Below are 12,767 nucleotides of genomic sequence, written 5' to 3' on the forward strand. Positions count from 1 at the left end.
TAGGTATATATTTAATGTTTTTTCAAAAACTTTCCTGTGATTTTTTTAAAATACACAATACCAGGCTTAGGATCATTCCAATCCCAAATGGCATATGACTTTTTCTTCATTAGCGACTTAAGGACCTGTCCTCGTGTTAGCTGCCCTGTTTTTATATAACCTTTAATAGCCAACATATCCTCATAGGCATACCAGAATACTCGATGCTTATCCTCTTTTACTGCATATGGTTCAAGAGGAGCTCCCGTAAGCTCCCGATACGTAATATAAGGGAAATTAATCCCCACTTCATACAAAAGGTTATTTAAATTCGTGATGCGGGCGTTGATTTCAATTAAATAGAATCTGCCTGTTTCGGCATCCTTCTTAAATTCAATTTCAGCAAAGCCTTTAAAGCCAATCGCCTCTAAAAATGGGGCTCCAATATCATAAAGCTCTTGAACATATTTTTGTTCAGTATAGACAGATGCACCGAAGTTAATCGGATATTGGCGATGTTTCTGGCATGTCACCCAATGGGTAACCTTTGCATCTTGATTTAAATAGGCATCAAATGTATACATATGGTCATCGAAGCCAGGGATAATTCTTTGAACAATAACTTCTAAATTAGCATTCTGTGCTTTTTCAATGGCCGCGATGAGTTCTTCGCGATTAAAAACCTTAAATAGCTTTTTTCTAAAAGTAGCAACAAAAGTTGGTGAATCGGTCGGCTTCACGATACAAGGGTATTTGAGTGTTGTTTCTACTTTTTCAATGAAATTCTCTTCGTCTATTCTAACCGTTTCAGGAACAGCCATGCCCTTTTCCATCGCTAAAGCATGCAGTGTTTCCTTGTTCATTACCTTCGAATAGAGACCTTTTTCAGTCTGCGGAATCAGATAGCACTCTCTCAATTCATCCAAATATTCGTCAACGATCTCTACGTATGAATCATGACAAGGAATTAGAACAGGAGTGACATTCTGCTTTTTCGCATAGTCTATTAAAAATTGAACAAAGCCTTGTTTATCTTCTTTATAGTATGGAGCGATCAACCTCTCCGAACAGTACTTTGATTCAGAGCCATAACGATCTTCCTCATTATAATCAACAGCCACTGTATGGATGCCATGAATCCCTAAACAGCGGATTGTGCTTAAACCTATATAATAGTTACATCCTAGAATAACAGCTTTATTATTCAAACTCTCATCTCCTTGAATATCCTCTTTTTACGATATTCTTCAATATATAGATATTCGCATAGAATTGAGTACCCGTGCAAGAGATAATCCATAAATTCAGCCAAATAGCATAGGTAGTTTTTGGAACGGTAAAAAATGGGGGATTTACATGAGATAAGCCGCTTCGAAGCTAACTCTCTCTCGAAGCGGCTTATCTGCCTGCATATTAGGGAAAACTGATTTCTCGCCTGTTTAAATTGTAAATACTCTTATTGAATCCTGAAGCTTTTCAGCCATTTTTGCAAGTTCATCTGAAACTGAAGCAATTTCCTCCATAGAAGCATTTTGCTCCACTGCGATCGCAGCGATATTTTGGGAATGACTTGCAGAATCTTCTGCAATTCTTGTTGTGCCATCAATTTGCAGCACCATCGCTTCTGCGCCTAAAGAAATTTCTTGAACGGCTGTTGAAACTTCATTCATCTGAAGGGACACTTGTTTAATGTCTCCAACGATCTTTTGGAAGAAGTCTCCGGCATTATTTACTAGCTCTATCCCTTCATCTACAGAGAGCTTACCTTCATTCATCGCTAATACAGAATGATTAATATCCTCCTGAACTCCCATAATGAGCTGATTGACTTGCTTAGCTGCTTCTCTTGATTGCTCTGCAAGATTACGAACTTCTCCTGCTACTACAGCAAAGCCTTTCCCATGTTCACCTGCTCTTGCCGCCTCGATAGCCGCATTTAAAGCGAGTAAATTTGTCTGCTCGGCAACACTTGTAATCATCGAAACAATTTTGCCGATTTCATTCGACTTTTCTTCTAATTCATGCATTCGATCGGCAGTAGAATCTGTATGGCTTTGAATCTGTCTCATTTGATTAATTGTTCTTATAATGACATCATTTCCACCTTCAGCAACAGCTGTAGTCTGCTGTGACATCTCATAAGCTATTTCAGTATTTTCAGCGATATGAGCAATTTTATTCGAGATGGTTGAAACCACTTCATTTGTTTCCACCGTTTTCTCTTTTTGAGCATCAGCACCTGTTGCTAATTCCTGTATGGAAACAGCCACTTGCTCGACAGACTGACTCATTTCCTCACTGCTTGCTGAAAGCTCCTCTGATGTCGCTGCCACTTGTAAAGAAGTATTTGAAACGTCTTGTATCATTTCTTTTAAATTGGCTGTCATTCGATTAACATCACTAGCCAGCTGCCCAATTTCATCCTTATTTTTTATAATAAGCTGATCTGATGTCAAATCACCATCTGCTACTTTTGCAATTTGAACTGTCACTAATTTAATCGGCTTGGAGAGATGCCCAGAGAACCAAATGATAATGATGCTTCCAAGTAATAGAGAACAGCCTAACACGATCAGCAGCACAGATAACAAGTGATTAGCCTTGCTATTGAAGTCCATTAAGTATGAACCTGCCACTACAACCCAGCCCCAATTAGGATCCAATTCTGCGTAACTGATTTTTGGCTCTATACTATTGTCTTTCCCTGGAACAGCGAAATCAAATGTAACGTATCCTCCACCCTTTTCAGCCATCTTAATCAGCTCTTGAGTCGAATATGTTCCATCAGGTGTTTGAGAATTAAATAAATTCTCTCCTTCCTTCATTGGGTGGGCTATAGCCTGCCCTTGTTTGTCCAGCACGAAGAAATATCCATGCACGCCCATATCGACTTCTGTATCGATTGAGCGCTTTCCATCTTCCTTTAATTCTCCTAGTAATACAAGCTTTGCCTGTTCCTGTGCATCTTCAAGAGAGATACTTCCCCTCTCTACTTCCTTATTTAATATATCAATCATTTGTAAAGCCATTTTAACGTCGTTTTTTAATCCCGTTGCCCCTAAATCATCCAAACTATCCTTTGCTGTTATGTAGCTAATAATTCCAATAGTTAAGATTGGAAGTGCCAACAATACAGAAGTTATAGCTACAAGCTTTGTTCTGAGAGTAAGTTTCATGAGGTACACTCCTTAGTTATCTTCGACTGCATCCATTCACCTATTTAGAATATGAATGCAGTTCCATCCTCTTTACGTTTAGTGGAAATCTCTCTGTAAAAACTACTTACAATTTCTATCATTTTAAATTCACTAAAAAATACCTAGGAGTAGTTTCCTATTTTAACAAATCAGGAACTTATACCTATCATAGATTTACATATTTCTAATCTTTGCGGTAAGAATATTTTGTATGATTTTTCTCCATTAGCAGGAGCATAACAGGCCTGATGCTCTCCCAAATAAGCAAAATAATTATAGAATAAAATCTTCCATTAAACACAAAATCTTGGATTTTTTTATGTTTTTGTAATGTTTTATGGACGTATTAATTATTTCGGTTACTTTTAATGGAGTTTAACCCTTTTAATAGAAAAAATTTCATGAATTTAGTAGTTCATTTTACCCTAGGGAGGCAATAAAGTTGTCAAAACAGATAGAACATAATGAACCATCTATTCAAAACGGAATTCCTTATTGGGTCAAAATTGTGATTGTATTCTTTTTAGGCTGGGTTGCTTTATATGCAACTCGGACGATCCTAAACCCGATTATGGGTGACATTCAGAATGAATTTGGTCTAAGCAACTCACAGCTTGGCTTAATCATGAGCATCTTCTTCATTGGATATGCAGGACTTAACATCCCATCAGGTATTTTAGGAGATAGAATCGGGAAGAAACGAGTGCTAGTTCCAGGGGTTATTTTATTCGGTGTTTTTGCTGCAATTACAGGTATGATGCCGACATTCTTCCTATTTATGCTTGCCTGGCTTTTAACAGGCATTTTTCAAGGGTTCTTCTATGGACCATCTTACGGCCTATCATCTGAGGCCATCCCTCCGAAGCATATTACTGTAGGAAGCGCTATTATCAACAGCGGTATGGCGTTCGGGACATCTCTTGGATACTATATTTCAAGCTATGCGGTCCATGAATATGGAATGAGCTGGCGATCACCGTTTTTCATCATTGCTGTACCCGTTGTTCTCATTGGACTTGCTATGCTGTGGGTCGTGAAGGAAAAACCTAAATCAAAAGAACAAAAGTCGATGGAGAATAACGGAGAAAAGCTTAACTTTGCTGATTTATTTAAGAATCGCAATTTAATCGCAGCTTATGTCACGATTTTCAGTGCCATTTATGCATTCTTCGTAGTAATCACTTGGATTCCCTACTACTTAGAGCATGAACGCGGCATTACAGGTGGAAATGTTGCCTTTGTTTCTTCTCTTGTGCCTTGGGCAGCAGTACCAGGCTCTATTTTCTTCAGCTGGGTAGCAGATAAGCTAGGGAAACGTAAGCCCGTTCTTTTAATTATGCTCCCTTTATCTATCATTGCTCTTGTATCAATTGTGTTCTTCCATAGCATGACAGTCTTGTATATTGCCTTAATTGGATACGGTATCTTTGGAAAAATCAGTACAAATCCTGTTTTAGTTGCGGTAATTGCAGATAATGCACCAAAACATGCGTATAGTACATCATTTGGAGTTTATAACTTTATTGGAATGTGCGGTTCTATATTGGCACCTTATATTACCGGATTCCTTACGGATGTTACAGGAAGCTTAAATACGGGATTCTATTTTGCGGGGGCTTTACTGCTATTAGGTACAATCGCAGTTATGTTTATTGATGAAAACAACAGGCCAAATGTTGAGGGAAATAAAGTTTAATCCTAGCAAAAACTCTTAAATGCCAAGGAAAAATTACGTTATATTTGATCTTTTATGTTTTTGTAATGTAAACACTTACAATTTTATTCGAATGTAATGCCCGGTAAGATACGATTTATTCGGTAGAAAGATTAAACTAAATAATTTGGTTTTCGTTATTGCTATCACTATTTCAATATCGAGAGCCTACAAAAAAATAATAGAGGTGATTATGAGTGCTTCACACAATAATTAAGAAGAATTCATATCAGGATTCAATTAATTTAATGTTACTAACTAACGCTGTAGCAACGACTGAGGGAATTAACAAAGTTCAAATAATGATGGCAACACCTTCTAACAAAGATATTTATAAGGATGCTGGCCTTTACACAGACGAATTAGGAGCTGCTGAGTCAAACGACATGGCTATCGTCATTGATACAGATGATGAAAATAAGGTAGCAATAGTGCTAGAGAAAGTTGATCAATATTTGAAAGACCAATCTATTAGCGGAAAAAACCAAGAATTCGAAACTGTACGTACATGGGACAAAGCAATTAAGACTGCTCCAAACGCAGACATGGCACTTATCTCTGTACCTGGCCAATATGCTGCTGAAGAAGCAAATAAAGCATTAGACTTAGGTCTGCACGTATTCCTTTTCAGTGATAACGTATCAATTGAAGATGAAGTTCAACTTAAAAAGAAAGCTCGTGAAAAAGGGCTTCTTGTTATGGGACCAGACTGCGGTACTGGTATTTTAGATGGAGTACCTATTGCATTTGCTAACGTTGTCAAAAAAGGGCGCATTGGGATTGTAGGTGCATCTGGTACAGGAATTCAAGAAGTTTCAACAATTATTGACCGTCTTGGCGAAGGAGTTAGCCATGCAATCGGTACAGGCGGACGTGACCTTAAAGAGCCTATTGGTGCGATCACAATGATGGAAGGAATTAAGGCATTAGAAAATCATCCGCAAACAGACATTATCGTTGTTATTTCTAAGCCGCCAGCAAAAGCTGTTCGCAACGAGGTTGTAGAATTACTACACAGCTTATCTAAACCAGTTGTTACCATTTTCATCGGTGAAAAGCCTGCTCAACATGAAGGCAATATTTATCAAGCTTACACACTTGCTGAAACTGCACAAATCGCAGTTGATCTTGCAAGAGGAAATGCAATCAAAGAAGACTACAATGCGGGAGACTATACAGTAGCAGGCGTTTCTTTAACTCAGGAGCAAAGGGCTATTAAAGGTTTATTCTCTGGTGGAACAATGGCTTCTGAAGCAGCTGTATTAATTTCCGACGCACTTGGATTAGGTACTGAAATTAAAAACGAAGAAGGCTATGTATTAAGACAGGATGGCCATGAAGTAGTTGACCTTGGTGATGACAAGTATACACAAGGTAAACCGCATCCAATGATTGACCCTGAAACAAGAGCTAAATTTATTGAACAAGCAGCACAGGATGAAAAGACAGCTGTTATCCTTTTAGACTTTGTACTTGGCTACGGTTCTCACGAAGATATGGCTAGCGCTTTACTTCCTTCTATTCAAAAGGCGGTGGCTCATGCAAAAGAAAATGGCCGTAACCTTTATGTAGTGGCTTCCGTTTGTGGAACACTTAATGATCCACAAGATTATAACGGTCACAAGAAGCGCCTTGCAGAAGCTGGCATCATCGTGAAAGACAATAATAATGAAGCTGTTCGCACTGCACTAAGCATTGTTGGTCTAGAAGTTAATGATGTGAAAAAAGCTCATGTAGAAGCTGAAAAATCAGGAAGAGAATTTGATCTAACTTCTTCTGAACAAGTCTCTAAGCTTGTGAACAATAAACCTACAATCATCAATGTTGGATTAAAGAGCTTTACTGAAGCTTTAATTGCAAATGGAGCTTCCGTTGTTCAATACGATTGGAGACCAATTGCAGGCGGAAACGAAAAAATGAGAAAGATTCTATCTCTCTTAAATTCATATAGAGTTGAAAAGGCGTAATTTGCCTTTTCAACAATTTTTTTCAGAAATTAGCAAAAAAATATTGTGAGGGGGATTCACATGAAATACAATTCAATAGATGAAGCAAACAAGGCTGTTATAGATAAAATCACTGGTTCTGCACCATTTTTAGTTGATGTAGTCCCTGCGAAGGATAAAATTAAAGAATTAAATGAAGGCAAAGTCCTTCTTCATGCCGGACCGCCAATTAAATGGGAAGACATGACTGGTCCAATGCAAGGCTCTTGTATTGGTGCTTCTCTATTTGAAGGCTGGGCATCTACTGAAGAGGAAGCTCAACAAATGCTTTCTAACGGGGAAGTTAAATTTATTCCGTGTCACCATGTAAATGCTGTAGGACCAATGGGCGGTATTACTTCTGCTAACATGCCTGTTTTTGTTGTAAAGAACCATTCAGAAGGAAATGAAGCATACTGCATCATGAATGAAGGTATTGGTAAAGTTCTTCGCTTTGGTGCTTACTCAGATGAAGTAATTAACCGTTTAAAATGGATGCAAAATGTTTTAGGGCCAACAATCTCTAAAGCTCTAAAGTTAACAGAAGATGGTTTAAACCTAAATGTTATGATTGCAAAAGCGATTACAATGGGTGACGAATTCCACCAGCGTAATATCGCAGCATCTTTAATTTTCTTAAAAGAAATCAGCCCGTACATTGTACAGCTTGATATTGATCCAAAGGATATTAAAGATGTTATCCAATTCTTAGCTGATACTGACCAATTCTTCTTAAATATTGCAATGGCAACTAGTAAAGCTGTACTAGATGGAGCTAGAACAATCCAAGAAGGTACAGTTGTTACAGCGATGTGCCGTAACGGTAAAGACTTTGGTATCCGTATTAGCGGTATGGGTGATGAATGGTTTACTGCACCGGTTAATACACCACAAGGCCTATTCTTTACTGGCTATTCACAAGATGATGCAAACCCGGATATCGGTGACAGTGCCATTACAGAAACTTTCGGTGTAGGCGGAATGGCAATGATCGCTGCTCCTGGTGTTACTCGCTTCGTTGGTGCTGGTGGATTTGGCGATGCTCTATCAACAAGTAATGAAATGATGGAAATTTGTATTAGCCAAAACAGCAACTTCACTATTCCTACTTGGGATTTCCAAGGAGCTTGTCTAGGTATTGACGCTCGTAAAGTAGTAGAAACAGGCATTGAACCAGTTATCAATACTGGTATTGCCCATAAAAAAGCAGGCGTAGGACAGGTTGGTGCTGGAACTGTTCGTGCACCAAAGGAATGCTTCGAGAAAGCGCTTGAAGCTTATGCAAAAAAATTAGGTCTTATCTAAAGACGAATGTCTAATAACCATAAAATTTGGGTAGAGGAATATGAGCAAAATATTCCTCTATTCCTTAATAATAAGATTGGAACTGTCCATAGTGTTTTCAATAATGGCTTGAACATTCTTATGGGGGATCGTTTGTTTTTTATCGGTACTATAAAGAATGGCAAGCTTCCATTTGGGATCCATCTAAACAAAGAATCAGTTCAAGCGTTGCTCTCCTCTATTCACCTGCCTGAAAAAGTCAGATGGAATGAAGAAAGTGCAGAGCTGTATTTTGAAAACAGCCAAGTGACTATTTGCTTTAAAAAAGGGCTTCCTTTTGCAAATATGATTAAAAAACCTTCAGGGGAATTTTTCACCTCCCCTGAGATTTTACAGCCGTTTATTTCAATTTTAACCTCTTCTGTGGAGAAAACAGGTTTAGATATTGATATTGCAGAATTTCTTATTGATTATTTAAGTGATCAAGAGGCTGAAACCCCTGAGGTCAGAGCCATGTACCATCTTATGAAAACTCTCCACACAAATAATGAAGTGGATGCAGAAAAAGCAGTACGCTATTTTCTAGGCAGAGGAAGAGGCCTTACCCCTTCTGGAGACGACCACTTAGTTGGTCTATTGGCCATTCATAAAGTCTCGAATGCCTTCAGTCCTGTCTTTGTAAACACTCTTAAAAAAATTCTTAATCATGAATCTGTAACAACTGATATTGCTAAGGAATATCTTCTCTATGCATTAAATGGCCAATTTAGCTCATCTATTGTTCAAATAATCAATCATTTATCTGCGGATGAATGGAATATAAGAATAGTAGAAAAGTATCTGAGAGAATTAATAACTGTTGGTCATAGCTCAGGAATTGATACTGCATTCGGATTATTAATAGGGATACTATCTATTAAATATTGGAGGAATAATTAATGGGTCAAAAAGTCGTTATTGCACTAGGCGGAAACGCAATATTACAGCCGAAGCAAGAAGCAACATTTGAAAATCAATTGGAAAATGTTCGTAAAAGCAGTGAAATTATTGCTCGTATTGTAAAAAACGGTCACACTGTGATTATTACACATGGGAACGGACCTCAAGTCGGAAATATTTTACGCCAAAATGAAGAAGCGAAAAATGTTGTTCCTCCCCTTCCATTAGACGTTTGCAGTGCTGAGTCACAAGGATTTATTGGATATATGATGGATCAAACATTAAAAAATGAATTGCAAAAACTAGGCTTAAACAATTCTGTTGCAGGGATTTTAACGCAAACAGAAGTTTCAAAAGATGACCCTGCTTTCCAAAATCCGGACAAACCAATCGGTGTCTTCTTTACAGAAGAAGAAGCTAAAAAACTAGCTGAAGAAAAAGGCTGGTCTGTCATGGAAGATGCTGGCCGCGGCTGGAGACGTGTTGTCCCTTCACCAATGCCAAAATCTATTCATGGTGCAGAGATTATTAAAAAGCTAACTGATGAAAATGTACTTGTTATTGCTGCTGGCGGCGGCGGTATCCCAGTTGTCAAAAATGAAGATGGTTCTTTCACAGGGGTCGAAGCTGTTATCGATAAAGACCGCAGCGGATTTAAATTAGCTGAAGAAGTAAAATCGGACGTATTTATGATTTTAACTGACGTTCAAAATGTATATGTGAATTATGGTAAACCAGACCAAAAGGCTTTAACTCACGTAACTTTGGAAGAAGCAAAAAAATACGTGGAGGAAGGTCAATTTTCTGCTGGAAGCATGGGTCCGAAAATGGAGGCTGCTATAAGATTTGCTGAACAAGGTGGCCGTGCTATTATTTGTGCATTAGACCAAGCTGACCTTGCTATGGAAGGTAAAGCTGGTACGTCAGTAACTAGATAATTTTTCTCTAATAATATGGTGTCTGTTCATGTTAAAATTTTTTCACATGGGCAGATACCATTTTTACTAATCCTCTTTAGAAAGGAGGGAGTTCATGAAAAAGGCACGTTCCTTTAAAAAAGAACTCATTTCTTCCTTCTTAACTATTACTTTCTTTTCTATTGCCTTACTTGGGATATTTCAAATTTATCAACTAAATTCACTAATAAATGAAAATCAAAAAAGTCAGGCACAAACAACGAAATATTTATCAGACTATATCCGAAATTATGTTTTAGAGCATAAAAAAGCGATTCAAACAGAGTCACTTACAATAAGAGAAAAATTTATCAATCAAGATATTGAGGGTATACATACACAGCTTAAAAACATTAAGACCAACTATCCAGGATTCGTTAATCTGTATGTTGGAAATATAAAAGGGCAATCTATCGTTTTTTATCCAGAGGTATACACTGACGGGGTAAAACGGGAGAATTTGAATTTCAGTGACCGTTCCTATTATAAAGAATTGCTTAAAACTAAAAACACGGTCATATCCCCTGCTCTCCCCGGCCGTGGCGGGACCGACATTTTATTAGTAACTATTGTTTCACCAATTATGAATGATAAAGGAGAAATGATTGGATATGTACTTGGTGCTTTGGATTTAAATGCATTGGGAGAGCATATTCAAAACCGCACTTTTGGTGATGGCGGTCAAGCAGTTGTAATTGACGCTGAAAAGAATGTGATTGTACACCCTGAAATAGAGACACGAAAAAAACTAGTCAATCTCTCCAAATCAGAGGTCACTCAATATATCGAAAAACAGCGTGAGGAAGAGGGCAGCAACTTCTTTAAGAACGCCAATAACAATGACGAGGTCTATATTACGTATGAAAAAATTCAGCCTCTAGGCTGGACTGTCTGGATAACCAAACCTACAGATATGATCATGAAAACATATAAAAATGCCATAATGCTAATATTGTTTTTCCTCCTCCTAACCGCTATTTTAATGATTGGTGTCAGTCTTTTTCTTACAAACCGTCTGGAGCGATCCATTCATCAATTGCTGAATTATATAAAAGATTACACTATAGGCTTTAAACGAAAAAAAACCGTCGTGAAAAAGATAACTGGCCCAAAAGAAATGGAAGAATTATATTTTTATTTTAATAACATGATTCAAGAGGTTGAAAAGAATAGAAACGGATTAATGGAGCTAAATAGAGAGCTTGAAGGAAGAGTCCAGGAAAGGACTGCTGTTCTAGAACATAAAAATTCAGAGCTTAAGGCAGTGAATAAATTAATTACGTCCGTTTCTTCCAATAAAGATTTAGCCCATTTTATTCAGCATTGCCTAAAAGAAATCGAACCTTTTTTGAACTATTCAATTCATGTGTTTTTCATGGATTTAGCAGTTACGAACAAAACAATTATTACAACGCAAAATCTGCTGCAGTATCTAAGTGAAAATATGACTGGAGAACAGCAGTATATGGAACCAATTCAAATTGAACAGAAAAACAAAGGCTTTTTAATAGTAGACCTAGACGATGACCAATCAATAAAGACAAGTGATCAGGAATTTCTCCATACATTCGCCAGCTCTTTAGCAGTTATGCTGCAGAACAAGTTTTTATTCGAGCAAATCCGCAATAAACACGCTGTTCTAGAGGCTGTATTGGAAAGTATGTCAGAAGGATTAATGCTATTAAATAATCAAAATGAAGTGGAGTATGTCAATGAATTTTTCCTTAAAATTATGACTACAGAAGAAGACAATGATGACGATAATGATTATGGGTACAATAACAGCCTTGTTAGTTTGGAGGATGTTTCCAAACGATTTATTACCCTTTTTGACGTCCAGCATGAGGATTTATCAGCATTCTTTGCAAATGAGATAGAAGAGCTTAAATTAGAGGATAAGAATTCAAAAAAGCCAAATTATTATTTGCTTCATAAATTTTCTGTCATGTTAGATGAGAATATCATTGGTGAAGGTCTTGTTTTACGAGACATTACGAAGGAAGAAGAGATTGATACATTAAAAAATAATTTAATTTCTCTTACCTCTCATGAATTTAAAACACCGATTACTAATATCAAGGGCAGCGTAGAAACCTTGCTTCGTTCAGAAGTTGAATGGGAGCCTGAATTCCAACAGGAGCTTTTAGAAGGGGTTCACGAGGATATTGAAAGAATACTTCATCTAGTAAATGATTGGATGGATATTTCCAAAATTGGATCAGGAACGATGTATGTGGAACGGAATATGATTCGAGCAGATCATGTCATTACAAAATCAATGGAGCAGATTCCCCTTTCACTTAAGGAAAACGCTTATTTTGAATTCCACAACAAACTGCGCGAGGGCTATACTTTTTATGCTGATAAATTGCGAATTCAACAAGTGCTCGTTAATTTATTTACCAATGCCCTTCGTTACAATGATTCAATAGAAAAGAAGATCGATATAACTTTGGGCATGGAGCTTGATTTTATTACAATCTCTGTCTCGGATAACGGCATCGGTATTTCACCGGACCATTTGACAAAGATTTTTAATCGATTCTACCAAGTTGATGTAACGGCAACGAGAAGAACAGGCGGCACAGGACTAGGTCTATCCATCTGTTTGGGGATTATGGAAGCTCACGGGGGAAAAATCGAAGTGAAAAGTGAGCTAGGAAAAGGAAGTACCTTTATTCTATATTTCCCGATTACAAGAGGAGGAGAATAA

At 37.5% G+C, this 12,767-nt stretch carries 8 protein-coding genes; 6 read left to right on the plus strand and 2 right to left on the minus strand.

Going from position 1 to position 12,767, the window contains the following annotated elements; translation table 11 throughout:
• Positions 1-11 precede the first annotated feature (11 nt).
• Positions 12-1,187 carry a carboxylate--amine ligase gene (locus tag H0173_RS04705; RefSeq protein ID WP_221845127.1) on the minus strand — a complete coding sequence of 392 codons (1,176 nt, stop codon included), beginning with the start codon at positions 1,185-1,187 and terminating at the stop codon, positions 12-14.
• A gap of 231 nt (positions 1,188-1,418) precedes the next feature.
• A complete protein-coding gene (locus tag H0173_RS04710; RefSeq protein WP_221845129.1) occupies positions 1,419-3,155 on the minus strand; it encodes a methyl-accepting chemotaxis protein in 1,737 nt (578 codons plus the stop codon).
• A 463-nt stretch (positions 3,156-3,618) separates the two neighbouring features.
• Here H0173_RS04710 and H0173_RS04715 point away from each other — a divergent pair, with 463 nt between their 5' ends.
• The 6 genes from H0173_RS04715 (at position 3,619) to H0173_RS04740 (ending at position 12,767) form a co-directional block, all read left to right on the plus strand.
• Positions 3,619-4,872, plus strand: coding sequence for an MFS transporter (locus H0173_RS04715; protein WP_260631027.1), 1,254 nt, complete (start codon positions 3,619-3,621; stop codon positions 4,870-4,872).
• Between the two features lie 215 nt (positions 4,873-5,087).
• Positions 5,088-6,857, plus strand: a complete 1,770-nt coding sequence (gene fdrA / locus H0173_RS04720) for an acyl-CoA synthetase FdrA (RefSeq protein WP_221845130.1) — start codon at positions 5,088-5,090, stop codon at positions 6,855-6,857.
• A gap of 60 nt (positions 6,858-6,917) precedes the next feature.
• Entirely contained in the window at positions 6,918-8,180 is a 1,263-nt protein-coding gene (locus tag H0173_RS04725; protein WP_221845133.1) for a YlbE family protein, read from the plus strand.
• Positions 8,181-8,312: 132 nt separating this feature from the next.
• On the plus strand, positions 8,313-9,098 hold the full coding sequence (locus tag H0173_RS04730) for an oxamate carbamoyltransferase subunit AllH family protein (protein WP_221845135.1): 786 nt from the start codon (positions 8,313-8,315) through the stop codon (positions 9,096-9,098).
• Positions 9,098-10,036 carry a carbamate kinase gene (gene arcC / locus H0173_RS04735; RefSeq protein ID WP_221845137.1) on the plus strand — a complete coding sequence of 313 codons (939 nt, stop codon included), beginning with the start codon at positions 9,098-9,100 and terminating at the stop codon, positions 10,034-10,036. The genes H0173_RS04730 and arcC overlap by 1 nt, the downstream gene beginning before the upstream one ends.
• 94 nt (positions 10,037-10,130) lie before the next feature.
• The gene (locus H0173_RS04740) at positions 10,131-12,767 is read left to right on the plus strand and encodes a sensor histidine kinase (RefSeq protein WP_221845139.1); all 2,637 of its coding nucleotides are present in this window, start codon (positions 10,131-10,133) and stop codon (positions 12,765-12,767) included.

This window comes from Bacillus sp. S/N-304-OC-R1 (assembly GCF_019749375.1).
Taxonomy (GTDB): domain Bacteria; phylum Bacillota; class Bacilli; order Bacillales; family Cytobacillaceae; genus Cytobacillus.

Bases quoted from the DNA above. Each gene is read 5' to 3' on its own strand.
- H0173_RS04710 (WP_221845129.1), bottom strand. From the start codon at position 3,155: ATGAAACTTACTCTCAGAACAAAGCTTGTAGCTATAACTTCTGTATTG.
- H0173_RS04725 (WP_221845133.1), top strand. From the start codon at position 6,918: ATGAAATACAATTCAATAGATGAAGCAAACAAGGCTGTTATAGATAAA.
- arcC (WP_221845137.1), top strand. From the start codon at position 9,098: ATGGGTCAAAAAGTCGTTATTGCACTAGGCGGAAACGCAATATTACAG.
- H0173_RS04740 (WP_221845139.1), top strand. From the start codon at position 10,131: ATGAAAAAGGCACGTTCCTTTAAAAAAGAACTCATTTCTTCCTTCTTA.